This is a genomic window from Serratia proteamaculans, assembly GCF_013337185.1.
GTDB lineage: Bacteria > Pseudomonadota > Gammaproteobacteria > Enterobacterales > Enterobacteriaceae > Serratia > Serratia proteamaculans_D.
This window is the reverse complement of the sequence record NZ_SWDE01000003.1, coordinates 140756-158035: the sequence shown is the minus strand read 5'-3', so window position 1 is coordinate 158035 and position 17280 is coordinate 140756. Positions and strand designations below refer to the sequence as shown.

The 17280-nt window shown below is 59.0% G+C and carries 19 protein-coding genes; 15 read left to right on the top strand and 4 right to left on the bottom strand.

From position 1 onward, the window contains the following. Positions 1-173 precede the first annotated feature (173 nt). Both treB and treC read left to right on the top strand, forming a co-directional pair. Positions 174-1589 carry a PTS trehalose transporter subunit IIBC gene (treB, locus tag FCL49_RS14300; protein WP_012004987.1) on the top strand — a complete coding sequence of 472 codons (1416 nt, stop codon included), beginning with the start codon at positions 174-176 and terminating at the stop codon, positions 1587-1589. Between the two features lie 45 nt (positions 1590-1634). Next, positions 1635-3299: an alpha,alpha-phosphotrehalase gene (treC, locus tag FCL49_RS14295; RefSeq protein WP_174354086.1), complete on the top strand. Its 1665-nt coding sequence runs from the start codon at positions 1635-1637 to the stop codon at positions 3297-3299. A 30-nt stretch (positions 3300-3329) separates the two neighbouring features. Here treC and FCL49_RS14290 read toward each other — a convergent pair whose 3' ends face one another. Continuing rightward, positions 3330-3854 (bottom strand): NAD(P)H-dependent oxidoreductase, encoded by a 525-nt coding sequence (locus FCL49_RS14290; protein WP_174354085.1) that lies wholly within the window; start codon positions 3852-3854, stop codon positions 3330-3332. A gap of 104 nt (positions 3855-3958) precedes the next feature. Between FCL49_RS14290 and FCL49_RS14285 the strand changes: the two genes are divergently transcribed. From FCL49_RS14285 to nrdG, 3 genes are all read left to right on the top strand, one after another. Then, positions 3959-4867, top strand: a complete 909-nt coding sequence (locus FCL49_RS14285; protein ID WP_174354084.1) for a LysR family transcriptional regulator — start codon at positions 3959-3961, stop codon at positions 4865-4867. 272 nt (positions 4868-5139) lie between these two features. Then, positions 5140-7278 (top strand): anaerobic ribonucleoside-triphosphate reductase, encoded by a 2139-nt coding sequence (nrdD, locus tag FCL49_RS14280; RefSeq protein WP_135314893.1) that lies wholly within the window; start codon positions 5140-5142, stop codon positions 7276-7278. Positions 7279-7338: 60 nt separating this feature from the next. Next, positions 7339-7803: an anaerobic ribonucleoside-triphosphate reductase-activating protein gene (gene nrdG / locus FCL49_RS14275; RefSeq protein WP_135314892.1), complete on the top strand. Its 465-nt coding sequence runs from the start codon at positions 7339-7341 to the stop codon at positions 7801-7803. Between the two features lie 2 nt (positions 7804-7805). Here nrdG and FCL49_RS14270 read toward each other — a convergent pair whose 3' ends face one another. The 3 genes from FCL49_RS14270 to FCL49_RS14260 form a co-directional block, all read right to left on the bottom strand. After that, a complete protein-coding gene (locus FCL49_RS14270) occupies positions 7806-8084 on the bottom strand; it encodes a type II toxin-antitoxin system RelE/ParE family toxin (RefSeq protein ID WP_174354083.1) in 279 nt (92 codons plus the stop codon). Between the two features lie 8 nt (positions 8085-8092). Continuing rightward, entirely contained in the window at positions 8093-8380 is a 288-nt protein-coding gene (locus FCL49_RS14265; RefSeq protein WP_174354082.1) for a type II toxin-antitoxin system RelB/DinJ family antitoxin, read from the bottom strand. 104 nt (positions 8381-8484) lie between these two features. Continuing rightward, a complete protein-coding gene (locus tag FCL49_RS14260; RefSeq protein ID WP_174354081.1) occupies positions 8485-9543 on the bottom strand; it encodes a permease in 1059 nt (352 codons plus the stop codon). A gap of 226 nt (positions 9544-9769) precedes the next feature. Between FCL49_RS14260 and phnF the strand changes: the two genes are divergently transcribed. From phnF to FCL49_RS14210, 10 genes are read left to right on the top strand one after another with little or no spacing between them, the layout of a single operon-like run. Beyond that, positions 9770-10495 (top strand): phosphonate metabolism transcriptional regulator PhnF, encoded by a 726-nt coding sequence (gene phnF / locus FCL49_RS14255; protein WP_174354346.1) that lies wholly within the window; start codon positions 9770-9772, stop codon positions 10493-10495. Further along, the gene (phnG, locus tag FCL49_RS14250; RefSeq protein WP_012004979.1) at positions 10496-10939 is read left to right on the top strand and encodes a phosphonate C-P lyase system protein PhnG; all 444 of its coding nucleotides are present in this window, start codon (positions 10496-10498) and stop codon (positions 10937-10939) included. It begins immediately after the preceding gene. 3 nt (positions 10940-10942) lie between these two features. Beyond that, the gene (gene phnH, locus FCL49_RS14245; protein WP_174354080.1) at positions 10943-11524 is read left to right on the top strand and encodes a phosphonate C-P lyase system protein PhnH; all 582 of its coding nucleotides are present in this window, start codon (positions 10943-10945) and stop codon (positions 11522-11524) included. Continuing rightward, positions 11524-12609, top strand: a complete 1086-nt coding sequence (locus FCL49_RS14240; protein WP_174354079.1) for a carbon-phosphorus lyase complex subunit PhnI — start codon at positions 11524-11526, stop codon at positions 12607-12609. Before phnH ends, FCL49_RS14240 begins: the two co-directional genes overlap by 1 nt. Next, entirely contained in the window at positions 12602-13462 is an 861-nt protein-coding gene (locus tag FCL49_RS14235; protein ID WP_174354078.1) for an alpha-D-ribose 1-methylphosphonate 5-phosphate C-P-lyase PhnJ, read from the top strand. The genes FCL49_RS14240 and FCL49_RS14235 overlap by 8 nt, the downstream gene beginning before the upstream one ends. Beyond that, positions 13462-14250: a phosphonate C-P lyase system protein PhnK gene (gene phnK / locus FCL49_RS14230; protein ID WP_112363019.1), complete on the top strand. Its 789-nt coding sequence runs from the start codon at positions 13462-13464 to the stop codon at positions 14248-14250. Before FCL49_RS14235 ends, phnK begins: the two co-directional genes overlap by 1 nt. 16 nt (positions 14251-14266) lie before the next feature. Then, positions 14267-14971, top strand: a complete 705-nt coding sequence (phnL, locus tag FCL49_RS14225) for a phosphonate C-P lyase system protein PhnL (RefSeq protein WP_174354077.1) — start codon at positions 14267-14269, stop codon at positions 14969-14971. Then, on the top strand, positions 14971-16107 hold the full coding sequence (gene phnM, locus FCL49_RS14220; protein ID WP_174354076.1) for an alpha-D-ribose 1-methylphosphonate 5-triphosphate diphosphatase: 1137 nt from the start codon (positions 14971-14973) through the stop codon (positions 16105-16107). Before phnL ends, phnM begins: the two co-directional genes overlap by 1 nt. Next, the gene (gene phnN, locus FCL49_RS14215; protein ID WP_153858248.1) at positions 16107-16676 is read left to right on the top strand and encodes a ribose 1,5-bisphosphokinase; all 570 of its coding nucleotides are present in this window, start codon (positions 16107-16109) and stop codon (positions 16674-16676) included. The genes phnM and phnN overlap by 1 nt, the downstream gene beginning before the upstream one ends. After that, complete coding sequence (locus tag FCL49_RS14210) at positions 16673-17275, top strand: DapH/DapD/GlmU-related protein (RefSeq protein WP_012004971.1); 603 nt, start codon at positions 16673-16675, stop codon at positions 17273-17275. The genes phnN and FCL49_RS14210 overlap by 4 nt, the downstream gene beginning before the upstream one ends. The last annotated feature ends 5 nt before the right edge of the window (positions 17276-17280 follow it).

Below are 17280 nucleotides of genomic sequence, written 5' to 3'. Positions count from 1 at the left end.
GGTCAGCTCGCAAAAATTCCCTGCTGGATAAATGGTCATTTTTTTATCGTTTTGTGATCCTCGCCCCAAACCGGGAACGTTCCCATTTCATAAAAAAAGCGGAGTGACTAAGCTTTGATCATTACTCCAACAACACCTCTGCGGCAGTCCCATACCAAGAAAGGTATCTAATAATGAGCAAAGTAAAACAGCAGGATATCGATCGCCTGATTGTGTTGGTGGGCGGGCGCGAGAATATCGCTACCGTCAGCCACTGCATTACCAGGCTGCGTTTTGTTCTCAATGACCCAGCCCTGGCCAAACCGAAAGAAATCGAAGAGTTGCCGATGGTCAAAGGCTGCTTCACCAACGCCGGGCAATTCCAGGTAGTGATCGGCCCCGAGGTCGGGGATTACTACCAGGCCCTGATCGCCACCACCGGCGTCAATGAAGCCGACAAAGAGCAGGCCAAGGTCGCAGCACGCCAGAACATGACCTGGAGCGAACGCGCCATCTCGCACTTCGCCGAAATCTTCTTCCCCCTGCTGCCTGCTTTAATCAGCGGCGGTTTGATCCTCGGTTTCCGCAACGTGATCGGCGACATCCCGATGTCCGGCGGCCAAACGCTGGCGCAGATGCATCCGGCGTGGAAAACCATTTACGACTTCCTGTGGCTGCTCGGTGAAGCCATCTTCATGTTCCTGCCGGTCGCCATTTGCTGGTCGACGGTGAAAAAAATGGGCGGCACGCCGGTGCTGGGTATCGTGCTGGGCATCACGCTGGTGTCCCCGCAACTGATGAACTCCTATCAGCTCGGGCAACAGATCCCGGAAGTGTGGAACTTTGGCTGGTTCACCATTCAGAAAGTCGGCTATCAGGCGCAGGTGATCCCCTCCATGCTGGCCGGTATGGCGCTGGGCTGGATTGAGACCCGCTTGAAAAAGATCGTGCCGGATTACCTGTATCTGGTGGTGGTGCCGGTGGTTTCCCTGCTGCTGGCGGTGTTCCTGGCGCATGCGTTTATCGGGCCGTTCGGCCGCATGATTGGCGATGGCGTAGCCTGGGCGGTGAAGGCCGTGATGACCGGCAGCTTCGCCCCTATTGGTGCCGCGCTGTTTGGCTTCCTGTATGCGCCGCTGGTGATTACCGGCGTACACCAGACCACGCTGGCCATCGATATGCAGATGATCCAGAGCATGGGCGGCACCCCGGTCTGGCCACTGATTGCGCTGTCCAACATTGCGCAGGCCTCGGCGGTGCTGGGCATTATCATTGTCAGCCGCAAGGCCAACGAGCGTGAAATCTCGGTGCCGGCGGCCATCTCCGCCTACCTCGGCGTGACCGAACCGGCGATGTACGGGATCAACCTGAAGTACCGTTTCCCGATGCTGTGCGCGATGATCGGCTCCGCCTTCGCCGGGCTGATCTGCGGCCTGGACGGCGTGATGGCCAACGGTATCGGCGTCGGTGGTTTGCCGGGCATTCTGTCGATCAAACCGCAGTTCTGGATGATTTATACGGTGGCGATCCTGGTGGCGGTGGTGATCCCGCTGGTACTGACCATCATGGTTTACAAACGCAAGGCCAGCCGCGGTGAGCTGCCGGTCTGATTGAAATGTAGGGGCCCGGTACGCCGGGCCTGTTAAGGTATTTATATGAGTAATCCAATCCCCTGGTGGCAGAACGGCGTCATCTATCAAATCTATCCGAAGAGTTTTCAGGACAGCACCGGTAACGGCTACGGCGATCTGGCCGGTGTGACGCAGCGGCTGGACTACCTGCAGGAACTGGGCATCGACGCCATCTGGCTGACGCCGGTGTACGTCTCGCCGCAGGTGGACAACGGGTATGACGTGGCAGACTACTGCGCCATCGACCCCGCCTACGGCACCATGGAGGATTTCGACCGCCTGATTGCCGCCGCCCACCAGCGCAGCATCCGTATCGTGATGGATATGGTGTTCAACCACACTTCGACCGAGCACCCGTGGTTCAAAGCCTCGCAGGATCCTGACAGCCCGTACCGCCAGTTTTATGTCTGGCGCGACGGCAAAGGCGATGCCCTGCCGAACAACTGGCGCTCCAAGTTTGGCGGCAACGCCTGGCAGTGGCACGCCGACAGCGGCCAATATTATCTGCACCTGTTCGCCACCGAGCAGGCGGATCTCAACTGGGAGCACCCACCGGTACGCGAAGAGTTGAAGAAGGTTTGTCAGTTCTGGGCCGACAAAGGGGTCGACGGTCTGCGCCTCGACGTGATCAACCTGGTCTCCAAGCAACAGGATTTCCCGTCAGATAGCCAGGGCGACGGTCGCCGTTTCTACACCGATGGGCCACGTATTCATGAGTTTTTGCAGGAAATGAGCCGCGACGTGTTCCAGCCGCGCGGCCTGATGACCGTAGGGGAAATGTCCTCCACCACCCTGGAACATTGCCGGCAGTACGCGGCGCAGAGCGGTGAAGAGCTGTCGATGACCTTCAACTTCCACCACCTGAAGGTGGACTATGCCGGCGGCGAAAAATGGACGCTGGCAGCGCCGGATTACGTCGAACTCAAACAGATTTTCAGCCACTGGCAGCAAGGCATGCACAATCAGGCGTGGAACGCGCTGTTTTGGTGTAATCACGATCAGCCGCGCATCGTTTCACGCTTCGGCGATGAGGGTGAACTGCGGGTGCCGGCCGCCAAGATGCTGGCGATGGTGCTGCATGGCATGCAGGGCACGCCTTATATCTATCAGGGCGAAGAGATCGGCATGACCAATCCGGGCTTTAACGCCATAGAGCAGTATCGCGATGTGGAAAGTCTGAACATGTACGCCGAACTCAGCGCGCAGGGAAAAAGTGACGCCGAGCTGCTGGCTATTCTGGCCAGCAAATCACGCGATAACGGCCGCACGCCAATGCAGTGGAGTAGCGCGCCGAACGCCGGTTTCACTCAGGGCACACCGTGGATTAGTTGTGCGGAAAACTACCCGCAGATCAACGCCGAAGCGGCGCTGGCCGATCTGGATTCGGTGTTTTACGCCTATCGCCAGTTAATCACCCTGCGCAAGCAGTATCCGCTGCTGACTCACGGTGACTACCGTGACCTAGCCCCTGCTCACCCGGCGCTGTGGTGCTACCAACGTAGCTGGAACGGCCAACGCCTGCTGGTGGTGGCCAACCTCAGCCGCGAGCCGCTGGCCTGGCAGGCCGAAGGTGTGGAGCCGTCAGCTTTGTGGCGTCCGCTGATGAGCAACTACGCCGACGCCCCTGCCCAGCCGCAGGCCACTACCCTGCGACCGTTCGAAGCGGTGTGGTGGTTGCTGGAAGACTGATGCTGTCGGGGCGTGGCTTGTTGCCGCGCCCTACAGTTTTTTCAACAGTGCCACCACGCCGGCAGCCTCTTGCGCCAGACGCTCCTCACTAATATCAAACACCCCCTGAACCAGATACGGCGGCAGGTAATCCATGCCGGTCAGGTTGGCCATCGCATGGAACGGACGCAGCAAATCTGCCACCGGATAGCGGTTATAGCCTTCTGGCGTATAAGCCTGCTGATTACCGCCGGTAGTGACCACCAGTTGCAGCGGTTTACCCTGCAGTTTAGTGCCTTCGCTACCGTAGGCGAAACCGTGGGTTAATACCGCGTCCTGCCATTCACTGAGGATCGCCGGGGAGCTGTACCAGTAGAATGGGAACAGCATCACCACCGCATCATGACCCTGCAGCAACTCCTGCTCACGCGCCACGTCGATTTGATAGTCCGGATAGGCTCGCATCAGTTCATGAACAGTCACGTTCGGCAAAGGACGCAGCGCTTCGATCAAGGTTTTGTTAATCCGTGATTCATCGGGAAAACGGTGGGCGGTTAACACTAAAATGCGCGACATAAGAGATCCTTGTTTAAGATTTGATATCGCATTTTTCCATTTCCTGCGCGCCGGGTGTAGGCTGTTGGTTGTCACTTTAATTTCAACTGAAAGTATCAACCACCATGTCGCTGCCCTTTGATGTCCACCGCCTGCTGCCAGCATTCCTTGCCGCCGCCCAGGCGCAGAACTTTTCCGCCGCCGCACGCCAGCTGGGCGTCACACCGGCGGCCATCAGCAAGAATATCCGCGTGCTGGAAGAAAAGCTGGCGCTGCGGTTGTTCCAACGCAACACCCACAACGTGGTGCTGACCGATGAAGGCAAGGTGCTATTGCAGCAGGTAGCGCCGTTGTGGCAGGCACTGTCCGCCACGCTGGAAACCGCCGGCAGCGCACAGCAAACCCCTTCCGGTACGGTCCGCGTCAGCATGATCCCCGGTTTTGGTCGACAGATACTGATGCCGTTGATCCCCCAGTTCCTTGAGCGCTATCCGCAGATCGACCTGGATCTTTCGCTGGATGCGCGGGTGGTCAATCTGGTCGGGGAAGGTTTTGATGTGGGGATCGGCAGCCGGGTCGATCCCGACAGCCGGTTGGTGGCACGATCCTTGTACCCGATGCAGATGGTGCTGGCGGCCTCGCCCGACTATCTGGCGCAGCACGGCACGCCGCAGGATCCGCAAGATCTGTTGCAACACAACTGCCTGTTGCACCGCAATCCGGCCACTGGTCGCAGCGTAAAATGGCCGTTGCAACAGCACGGCGAAGTCAAAACGCTGGAGCTGCAGGGGCGTCTGGTCGCCAGTCGCCCTGAAATGCTGCTGGATGCGGCGCTGACCGGACTGGGCATCGTCTGCCTGGCGCGCTGGTACGCGGAACATCATTTTGCTCAAGGCACCCTGCAGCCGGTGCTGGCGGATTGCTGGCCACAGCCGACCCAACTCTGGTTGTACTATGCCTCCGCCGACCTGCCGCCGCGGGTGCGCGTCTGGGTTGAGTTCCTGCTCGAGCATTTCCGTCATCGCCCGGCCTGAGTTATCAGGCCAAAAAGTCGGGCTTGTACAGCTAACACCCGCTCTTTCCATTTCCTTGTTCTACGTCAAAAGAATCTCGCCAATATCTATATATAGTGCATTAAGAAACACCAGCACCTATATGTAGTAGTTATCCACAAAATCATCCACACGTCGCCTCAGCCCTTGTGCGCTGCGGCATTGCCCTGTGGATAAGCCAAAATCATACCGATACCCAACGGCTTTTAGCCTGCAGGGCATCAGCGCTCCCTCGGGGAACAAGGAGTAACAACGTGAAACCAGTAGTGATTAAACGGGACGGTTGTCAGGTACCTTTTGACGAGGCACGTATTGGGCAAGCTATCGAGCGCGCCGCGCTGGCCGTCGGTATTGTCAATGCCGACTACTGCGCTACCGTCGCCCGCGTAGTCGCTCAACGGATGTCACAGCAGCAGCGCGTTGATATCCATGAAATTCAGCAGGCGGTAGAAAATCAGCTGATGGCCGGTGAATACAAGCAGCTGGCCCGTGCCTATATTGAATATCGTCACGATCGCGACGTAGCGCGTGAACTGCGCGGTCGGCTGAACCAGGAGATCCGCGGCCTGGTGGAGCAAAGCAACATGGCGCTGCTGAACGAAAATGCCAATAAGGACAGCAAAGTGATCCCCACCCAGCGCGATCTGCTGGCCGGGATCGTCGCCAAGCACTATGCCAAGCAACACATCCTGCCGCGTGACGTGGTGCTGGCCCACGAGCGCGGCGAGATCCACTACCACGATCTCGATTACTCGCCCTTCTTCCCGATGTTCAACTGCATGTTGATCGACCTGAAAGGCATGCTGACCAACGGCTTCAAGATGGGCAACGCCGAGATCGAACCCCCGAAGTCGATCTCTACCGCCACTGCGGTCACCGCCCAGATCATCGCGCAGGTTGCCAGCCATATTTATGGCGGCACCACCATTAACCGCATCGACGAGATCCTGGCCCCGTTTGTCAGCGAAAGCTTCAACAAGCATCGTCAGGTCGCCGAACAGTGGCAGATCCCGGACGCGCAAGGCTACGCCATGGCACGCACCGAGAAAGAGTGTTACGACGCCTTCCAGTCGCTGGAATATGAGGTCAACACCCTGCACACCGCCAACGGTCAGACGCCGTTCGTGACCTTCGGTTTTGGCCTGGGCACCTGCTGGGAATCACGGATGATCCAGCGTTCAATCCTGCAAAATCGCATCGCCGGGCTGGGCAAGAACCGCAAGACGGCGGTGTTCCCCAAACTGGTGTTCGCCATCCGCGACGGCCTTAATCACCAATACGGCGATCCGAACTACGACATCAAGCAGCTGGCACTGGAGTGCGCCAGCAAGCGCATGTACCCGGACATCCTCAATTACGATCAGGTGGTGAAAGTCACCGGCTCGTTCAAAACCCCGATGGGCTGCCGCAGCTTCCTCGGTACCTATGAAGAAGATGGCGAACTGGTGCACGACGGCCGCAACAATATCGGCGTGATCAGCCTGAACCTGCCGCGCATTGCGCTGGAAGCGGTCGGCGATGAAAGCCGCTTCTGGCAGTTGCTGGATCAACGTTTACTGTTGGCGAAAAAGGCGCTGATGACGCGCATCGCCCGACTGGAAGGCATCAAGGCCAGGGTCGCGCCAATCCTGTATATGGAAGGCGCCTGCGGTGTACGCCTGAAGGCGGACGACAATATCGCCGACATTTTCAAGAATGGCCGGGCGTCGATCTCACTGGGCTATATCGGCCTGCATGAAACCATTAACGCGCTGTTCGGTGACCAACGGCACGTCTACGACGACGAAGCGCTGCGCGCCAAGGCGGTTGCCATTGTTGCCCGCCTGCGGGCCGCCACCGACAGTTGGAAAGAAGAAACCGGTTATGGCTTCAGCCTGTACAGCACGCCGAGCGAGAACCTGTGCGACCGCTTCTGCCGGTTGGATACCGCCGATTTCGGCGTGGTGCCGGGCGTCACCGACAAAGGCTATTACACCAACAGCTTCCACCTCGACGTGGAGAAAAAGGTTAATCCTTACGATAAGCTGGATTTTGAAGCGCCTTATCCCCCATTGGCCAACGGCGGTTTCATCTGTTACGGCGAATACCCGAACCTGCAGCACAACCTGAAAGCGCTGGAAGACGTGTGGGATTACAGCTACAGCCGCGTACCTTATTACGGTACCAATACGCCAATCGATGAGTGCTACGAGTGCGGCTTTACCGGTGAGTTTGCCTGTACCAGCAAGGGCTTTACCTGCCCGAAATGCGGCAATCACGAACCGTCCAAGGTCTCCGTCACCCGTCGGGTGTGTGGTTACCTCGGCAGCCCGGATGCCAGGCCGTTCAACGCCGGCAAGCAGGAAGAAGTGAAACGCCGGGTAAAACACCTGGGGAATGGCCAGATCGGCTAACGCCGGGCCGCTATGCATCAGGGCTCAGCATGCTGAGCCCCTACCATCAGAAAGCGAAATATGAATTACCACCAGTATTACCCCCTCGACGTGGTCAACGGCCCCGGCACCCGCTGCACGCTGTTTGTTGCCGGTTGCGTACACCAGTGCCCCGGTTGCTACAACAAAAGCACCTGGCGGCTTAACTCCGGCCAGCCTTTTACCCAGGCGATGGAAGACCGGTTGATTGCCGATCTGAACGACACACGTATTCCGCGTCAGGGCCTGTCGCTGTCCGGTGGCGATCCGCTGCATCCGGCCAATATCCCGGCGGTGCTGCAATTGGTGAAAAGGGTGCATGCCGAGTGCCGCGGCAAGGATATCTGGCTGTGGACCGGTTACCGGCTGGCGGAGCTGGATGAACAGCAAATGCAGGTAGTGGATCGGATTAACGTGCTGATTGACGGCAAGTTTGTGCAGGATTTAAAAGACCCGGCGCTGATCTGGCGCGGCAGCGCCAATCAGGTGGTGCATAAGCTGCGTTGACTCTATAAGTCAGGGAATCTCTCTCGTTGATGAGCAACGGCTAAAACCTTAATCACATCGCCAACAACAACGTATAAAACTAATAATGAAGCTTGACTGATCAATAATTTACGCGCCTGTCCGTACCAAATCTTACCGAGTTCAGGGTAAGCCAACAGGCGCTTCACTGCCTTATCTATCTCGGAATCAGCCTGCTCAGCAGCCTGTGGATTAAAGGGATAGAGAAAATCAAAAATACGTTCCCTGTCCCGTAACGCTTCATCATCCCATTCGACACGCATAACGATCCTTATTTTTGGTCGTATTTCGCCCGGACTTTTGCTTTAAAGGCATCCATGCTTTCTTCAACCTGCTGTTGGCTAAGATAGACCGCACTTCCTTCATGTAAACGGGCAAAGGCGGCATCGACTTTTTCTCGCAGCCAATTCTCATGCTGTTCAAGAGCTCGTTGCTCATCCGCCATTTGTTCGGTCAAACGTCGACACGCCTCACTTAGCGTGATCCCCTTAGCCTCTGCCGTTTTCTGCGCCAAACGCTTAGTCTCATCTTCAATGCGAAACTGGATACGACTTTCCATCTTGAGACTCCTGCATTCGCTCAATAGTTAACAACTGACAACGGACCAACGTTAGCACATTTGTGACAACACAAACACGAATGAAAGACTATTTTTTAGACAATTTATACCAACCCCATTCCCACCACGCCAGTGACGATCCCGCATAGCGCCACCAGCGCGGCGGTCAGGCACAGGGCCTTGGCGGAAAAGGCTTTGTTCAGCATCAGCAGTGAAGGCAGGCTGACCGCAGGCAGGGTCATCAACAACGCCAATGCCGGGCCGGTGCCCATCCCTGCCAGCATCATGGTCTGCACAATCGGGATTTCCGCTGCCGTGGGGATAACGAACAGGCAACCGGCGATCGCCAGTCCAATAATCCACAGCAGGCTGTTGTCTATCGCGCCGTCAGCATGCGGGAACAGCCAGACCCGCGCCGCCCCCAGTGCCAGTACCGCCAGAATGTAGATCGGAATGGTCGACCAAAACAGCGACCACAGCGCCTTTAGCCAGCGGCCAAAGAAGGGCTGCGCCTCGGTTTTCTCCAGCGGTATCACCGGCATTTGCAGCGCGGCGGGTTGCGGGTCGTTGGCCGTCGCGCGCTGCACCAGCCAGGCAATGCCCAACACCATAATCACCCCGGCCACCAGCCGAATAGCGGCAAACTGCCAGCCGAGCACGAAGCCCATAAAAATCAGCGTCGCCGGGTTCAGCACCGGATTACTTAGCCAGAATGCCATCGCCGCACCACTGGATACCGACTGACGGCGCAGCCCGGCGGCAACCGGTGCCGCACAGCAGGTACACATCATGCCCGGCAGTGCGATCGCTGCGCCGAGCAAGGTGCCGGAAAAGCGCGGATGACCCAAGGTACGCATCAACCAATCTCGCGGGATTAACACCTGCACCAGCGAGCCCAACACCACACCGAGCACCGCCGCCTTCCACACCGCGGTGAAATAGACCAGCGCATAGTGCCAGGCCGCCAGCCACGGGCTGCTGTCGCCATTAGCCAGTATCGATTTGCCGATCGAGTGGGTATCCGCCGCCAGAAAAGCCTTGCCGTAATAGGGCTGCCATTTGACGTAGTAGAGGCCGACGGCCACCACCAGCAGAAACAGGATCGGTTTCCACAGCGGCCAGGGGCGGCTGCGGTGTTCGGTTGTGGTCAGGGGCTGTGGCATGGGGTTGGCTCGGTTCGGTGAACAATGACGTCAGCTTAGCGCGCCGCAGCCCCGAGCGCATCATCAGCCTGTCCCAAATAGTTCATCTGTTCGCCACTGACGCGTAACCAGATTGTCATTTAACCCCGGCAGAATAACGCCAACTTCACCAAAGGGTACACATCATGCAACGACAACCATCAGCATCCTGCAAATGGGTATTCGGCACGCCGAGGTTTTTATTATGATGGACTTATCTAGACATCCGACCAGTTACCCCACCCGTTATCAGCAAATCGCCGCGCAGCTTGAGCAAGAGCTGCGTACCCAATACCGCTGCGGTGACTATCTGCCTTCCGAACAACAGCTGGCAGAACGCTATCAGGTTAATCGCCATACCCTGCGCCGCGCGGTCGACCAATTGGTGGATCGCGGCTGGCTGCAACGTCGACACGGCATCGGCATTCTGGTGCTGATGCGCCCCTATGACTATCCGCTGCATGCCAATACCCGCTTTAGCCAGAACCTGTTCGAGCAGGGAAGTCACCCCACCAGTGAGCGCTTACTCGCAGTATTACGCCCGTGTAATGGGCATGTGGCCAGTGCACTGTCGCGTGAAGAAGGCGAAACGGTGATCCACCTGCGTACCCTGCGCCGGGTCAACGGCGTGCCGATGAGCCTGATCGACCATTATCTGCCCGATCTGGACTGGTGGCCGGCGCTGCAGCAGTTCCACAGCGGCTCATTGCACGAATTTATCGAACTCAACATCCACCAGCCGCTGACCCGCAAGCAGACGCGCATCAGCGCACGCCGCGCGCAGGCCAAAGAGAGCCGGTTGCTGGAAATAGCCACCCACGCGCCGCTGCTGTGCGTGCGCACCCTCAACGTCTGCAGCGGCAGTGACAGCGTGGCGGAATACTCCGTCAGCCTGGCACGCGCCGACATGATTGAACTGACCATGGAGCACTGAATGCAAGCCTTACAGCCGAGACAACGCTGGATGTCGGTACTGGCGCACAGCCAGCCGGACCAGTTGCGCAGCCACTGGCAGGCGCTGAACCTCAGCCCGCGCTACCAAACCATTCGCGCGCCGGAGATTGGCCTGGCGCAGTTACAGGGCCGCATGGGAGCCACCGGCCGCCGCTTTGTGCTGGGCGACATGACCGTTACCCGCGCGGTGGTGCAACTGGAAAATGGCGGTTACGGCTACAGCTATATCGCCGGACGTGACAAGGCCCATGCCGAACTCTGTGCGCTGGCGGATGCCCTGCTGCAGCTGCCTGAGCAGGCCGAATTGCTGCAACAGCAGCTGATTGAGCCACTGGCGGCCTTGCAACATGAACAACGCCAGCTCCGCGCCCGGGCGGTAGCCTCCAGCCGGGTGGACTTCTTTACGCTGGTGCGAGGGGATTAACCAATGAGCCTACTGACAGGTTTTGCACAACCGATTGAACAATCGCAACAGGCTTTCCGCCTGATCCTTAAGGCATTAAGTGAACCTGGCCACATCGTCACCCTGCCAGACAGCCCGGCCTGGGGGGCGCTGAACGCCGCCAGCACCGCCGCACTGTTGACCCTGGCAGACCAGGAAACGCCGATCCAACTGTCTCTGGCGCTAGAAAGTGAGCAAGTGCTAACAAACATTCGCTTCCACAGCGGTGCGCCGCTGGCCAATTACAGCGAAGAAGTGTGCTTTGCCCTGTTCGATACGCAATTGCAGGCCGCGGATTTGCAGGCGTTGCCGCACGGCAGCGAGATTTCCCCCGAGTTCAGCGCCACGGTAGTGGTCCAGCTCGACAGTCTGGAACAGGGTACCCCGCTGCGCCTGAGCGGCCCCGGTATTGAACATCAACGGGTTATCTCGCCGTCATTGCCGCAGGCCTTACTGGATTACCTGATTAACCGCCCGCAGCGTTTCCCGCTGGGGCTGGATTTCCTGCTGACCTGCGGTGAGCGCCTGCTGGCGCTGCCACGGACCACCCACGTGGAGGTGTGCTGATGTACGTTGCCGTTAAAGGGGGCGAAAAAGCCATTGAGGCCGCCCATCAGTTACAGGAACAACTGCGGCGCGGCGATAACAGCGTACCGGCGCTAGGCACCCAACAGATTGAACAGCAATTGGGGCTGGCGGTGGATCGGGTGATGACCGAAGGCGGTATCTACGATCCTCAATTGGCAGCGCTGGCCATCAAGCAGGCGAGCGGCGATCTGGTCGAAGCTATTTTCCTGCTGCGCGCCTACCGCACCACGCTGCCAAGGCTGGCGGTCAGTGAGCCATTGGCGACCGAAAATATGCGGCTGGAACGCCGTATCTCGGCAGTTTACAAGGACTTGCCCGGTGGGCAGGTGCTGGGGCCAACCTACGATTACACCCACCGGCTGCTGGATTTTGCCCTGCTGGCCGAAGGCGAAGCGCCACGCGCGCCACAGGCCGACGAACCGCTGCCGGAAAATTGCGCCCATGTGTTCGACTTGCTCAGTCAGCAGCAACTGGCGCTGGCGGAACAGGATGACGGCAGCGCGCCGGATGACATCACCCGTAATCCGCCGGTTTACCCTTGTTCCCGTTCGGCACGCTTGCAACAGCTGGTGCGCGGTGACGAAGGTTTCCTGCTGGCACTGAGCTACTCCACCCAACGCGGTTACGGCCGTACCCACCCGTTTGCCGGTGAGATCCGTACTGGTTATGTTTCGGCGGAGATAGTGCCTGAAGAGCTGGGTTTCGCGGTAGATATCGGCGAGATCCTGCTGACCGAGTGTGAAATGGTCAACGGCTTTATCGACCCGGTCGACCAACCGCCACATTTCACCCGCGGCTATGGCCTGGTGTTTGGCCGTGCCGAACGCAAGGCCATGGCAATGGCGCTGGTGGATCGCGCCCTGCAAAGCCCAGAGTACAACGAAGGCATCGCCAGCCCGGCGCAGGACGAAGAGTTCGTGCTGGCCCACGCCGACAACGTTGAAGCCGCCGGCTTTGTTTCCCACCTTAAATTGCCGCACTACGTCGATTTCCAGGCCGAGCTGGAATTGCTCAAACGCCTGCGGCAGGAATTCAGCGAACGTCAGGAGGCCCGCGATGAGTGAAGTATTAACCGGTTATAACCTGGGCTATCTGGACGAACAGACCAAACGCATGATCCGCCGCGCTATTTTGAAGGCGGTGGCAATCCCCGGCTATCAGGTGCCGTTTGGCGGCCGTGAGATGCCAATGCCTTACGGCTGGGGCACCGGCGGCATTCAGTTGACCGCCAGCGTGATTGGCCGCGCCGACGTGCTGAAGGTAATCGACCAGGGGGCCGACGACACCACCAATGCGGTTTCCATCCGTCGCTTCTTCCAGCGCGTTGCCGGCGTCGCCACCACCGAGCGCACACCGGAAGCCACGCTGATCCAGACCCGTCACCGCATCCCGGAAACCGCGCTGCGTGAAGACCAGATCCTGATTTATCAGGTGCCGATCCCGGAACCGCTGCGCTTTATCGAACCGCGTGAAACCGAGACCCGCAAAATGCACGCGCTGGAAGAATACGGCGTGATGCAGGTGAAACTGTACGAGGACATCGCGCGCTACGGCCATATCGCCACCACCTACGCCTATCCGGTGAAGGTCAACGACCGCTACGTGATGGATCCGTCGCCGATCCCGAAATTCGATAACCCGAAAATGCACATGATGCCGGCCCTGCAGCTGTTTGGTGCCGGGCGCGAGAAACGCATCTATGCCCTGCCGCCGTTCACCAAGGTGGAGAGCCTGGACTTCGACGACCATCCTTTCACCGTGCAGCAGTGGGACGAGCCTTGTGCCCTGTGTGGCTCACGCCACAGCTATCTCGATGAAGTGGTGCTCGACGATCAGGGCAATCGCATGTTCGTTTGTTCCGACACCGATTACTGCCAGCAGCAACTGGCGCAACCTTCGCAAGAGGCGCAGCACTGATGACTTCCACCCCTCTGAGCACCACTCCGCTGCTGTCGGTGACTAACCTCACCCACCTGTACGCACCGGGCAAAGGCTTTAGCGATGTCTCTTTTGATATCTATCCCGGCGAAGTGCTGGGCATCGTTGGCGAATCCGGCTCCGGTAAAACCACCCTGTTGAAGTCGATTTCCGCCCGGCTGGCGCCGCAACAAGGGCAGATCCTTTACCGCCCGCAGGCCGGGCAACAGCACGACCTGTACGCGATGGCGGAAAGCGATCGCCGTCGCCTGCTGCGTACCGACTGGGGCGTGGTGCATCAGCATCCTCTCGATGGGCTGCGCCCCAAGGTTTCTGCCGGTGGCAACATCGGTGAACGCCTGATGGCTATCGGACAGCGTCACTACGGCGACATTCGCCGTCAGGCCGGCCAATGGCTGGAGGACGTCGAGATCCCGGTCTCGCGCCTGGATGACCTGCCGACCACCTTCTCCGGTGGCATGCAGCAGCGGTTGCAGATTGCCCGCAATCTGGTGACCCACCCGAAGCTGGTGTTTATGGACGAACCCACCGGCGGGCTGGACGTTTCGGTACAGGCGCGGCTGCTCGATCTACTGCGCACCCTGGTGGTGGAAATGCAGTTGGCGGCGGTGATCGTCACTCACGATCTTGGCGTGGCACGCCTGCTGGCGCACCGGCTGCTGGTGATGAAACAGGGCGAGGTGGTGGAAAGCGGCCTGACCGACCGGGTGCTTGACGATCCGCACCATCCTTATACCCAACTGCTGGTTTCTTCGGTGCTGTCGTAACGCAAGGTAATGATAAATGACTATTCAAATCCGGGTTGAACACCTCAGCAAAACCTTTGTGCTCCACCAGCAGCACGGCACGCAACTGCCGGTACTGCACGATGCCAACATGACGGTCAGCAGCGGCGAATGTGTGGTGCTGCACGGCCATTCCGGCAGCGGAAAATCCACGCTGCTACGCTCACTGTATGCCAACTATCTGCCCGACAGCGGCCATATCTGGGTTAATCACCAGGGTGAATGGCTGGATATGGTGCAAGCCGAAGCGCGTCAGATCCTGGCGGTACGCCGCCATACCCTCGGCTGGGTCAGCCAGTTTCTGCGGGTGATCCCGCGTATCAGCGCGCTGGACGTAGTGATGCAGCCGCTGCTGGAACAGGGCATCAACCGCGCCGAATGCCGCGAACGTGCCGAGAGGCTGCTCAATCAGCTCAACGTACCGCAACGCCTGTGGCAACTGGCCCCCTCCACCTTCTCCGGTGGTGAACAACAGCGGGTGAACATCGCACGCGGTTTTATCGTCGATTACCCGATCCTGTTGCTGGACGAACCCACCGCCTCCCTCGACAGCCGTAACAGTGCGGCCGTGGTCGCACTGATCGAACAGGCCAAACAACGTGGCGCGGCGATCGTCGGCATTTTCCATGATGAAGGCGTCCGTCAGCAGGTCGCCGACCGGTTATATGACATGCAGGCGCCACAGGCGCTGGAGATCCTCTGATGATCATCAATAACGTGAAACTGGTGCTGGAAGATCAAACCGTCGAAGGATCGCTGGAAGTCAGTGACGGCATGATCCGCAGCTTTGCCGATACGCCCAGCCAGTTGCCGCAGGCATTGAACGGTGAAGGTGGCTGGTTGCTGCCGGGCTTGATTGAACTGCACACCGACAATCTGGACAAGTTTTTCACCCCGCGTCCGAACGTCGACTGGCCGGCGCATTCAGCCATGAGCAGCCATGATGCGCTGATGGTGGCCAACGGCATCACCACCGTGCTGGACGCGGTGGCCATTGGTGACGTTCGCGACGGCGGCCACCGGCTGGAAAACCTGCAAAAAATGATCGACGCGGTGATCCACAGCCAGCGCGCCGGGGTCAACCGCGCCGAGCACCGGCTGCACCTGCGCTGCGAGCTGCCCAACGAGAGCACCCTGTCGCTGTTCGAACAGTTGATGGACAAGCCCGGGGTGTCTTTGGTGTCGCTGATGGACCATTCGCCGGGCCAGCGCCAGTTCGCCTCGCGTGAAAAATACCGCGAGTATTATCAGGGCAAATATCACCTTAACGACCAGCAGATGAGCGAGTATGAAGAGCACCAGGTCGAGCTTTCTGCCCGCTGGGCTACGCCGAATCGCGAAGCCATTGCCGCCCATTGCCGGGCGCGTAAAATTTCGCTCGCCAGCCACGACGATGCTACCGCCACCCACGTCAGCGAGTCCTGCGCGTTGGGTAGCGTGATTGCCGAGTTCCCCACCACCGAAGATGCCGCTCTGGCTTCGCACCAACAAGGATTGCAGGTGCTGATGGGCGCGCCGAACATCGTGCGTGGCGGCTCGCATTCCGGCAACGTGGCGGCGCACCACCTGGCAACGCTGGGCGTGCTGGATATCCTGTCCTCCGACTATTACCCGGCCAGCCTGCTGGATGCGGCGTTTCGTATCGCCGCCGATGAACGCAACGATTACGACTTACCGCAGGCAGTGCAGATGATCACCCGCAACCCGGCCAGGGCGCTGAATTTGCAGGATCGCGGCACCATCGCCGAAGGCTTGCGGGCAGATCTGGTGCTGGTACGACCGCACGGCGAGCACGTCTACGTGCAGAACGTGTGGCGCCAGGGCAAGCAGGTGTTCTGATGGCGCAGCTTATCTATCTGATGGGGCCGTCCGGCTCAGGCAAGGACAGTCTGTTGGCCGCACTGCGCGCCGACGTAGACAGCGCCCCACTGGTGGCGCACCGCTATATCACCCGGCCGGCAGACGCCGGCTGCGAAAACCATATTGCGCTCAGCGAACCGGAGTTCCTGCGCCGCCGCGCCAAAGGGTTGTTTGCCCTCGACTGGCAGGCGCATCAGCACCATTACGCCTTTGGCATCGAGGTCGATCTGTGGTTACTGCAGGGGATCGATGTGGTGGTCAACGGCTCGCGTGCCCACCTGGCACAGGCACAGCAACGCTATGGTGCACAACTGCTGCCGGTGTGCCTGCAGGTCAGCAGCGATATTCTGCGCCAGCGCCTGCAAAACCGCGGACGTGAGAATGCCGATCAGATAGCGCAGCGGCTGGCGCGGGCGGCGGAATATCAGCAAAAGCTGCCCGCCATTTGCTGCCGACTGGATAACGACGGCAACCTTGATGACACTTTGGCAGCGCTGTTGGCGCTGCTGCCCGCTTCAGCCAAACAACCACAGGATGCTATGCCATGAATGACCTGGCGCAGCCGAAAATCGGCGACAACGTGACGCTTAACCGCAGCCGCCTCGGCCAGTATGTTCATCTGGCCGACGATGCGATCCTCGAAGAAGTCGAAATGGGCGACTATTCCTACACCGCCGGACATAACCAGATTTTTTACGCCACCATCGGCAAATTCGTGTCGATCGCCTCTTACGCACGCATTAATCCCGGCAACCACCCCACCTACCAACGCATCGCCCAGCACCATTTCACCTATCGCGCTTCAGAGTACGACCTGGGGGAAGATGATGAGGCCTTCTTCGACTGGCGGCGCGAACACCACGTGACCATCGGCCACGACGTGTGGATCGGCCATAACGCCATCGTGATGCCCGGCGTCAGCATCGGCAACGGCGCGGTGATCGGCAGCGCGGCAGTGGTCACCAAAGATGTGGCCCCTTATGAGATTGTCGCCGGCGTGGCGGCCAAAAAGATCGGCATGCGTTTTGACGACGCACTGATCGAACGTATTGAACGCAGCCAGTGGTGGCACTGGGATCATCAGACGTTGCAACAACGGCTGGCGGATTTCCGAGATATCCATGCCTTTGCGGAGAAGTATTTATAATCGGG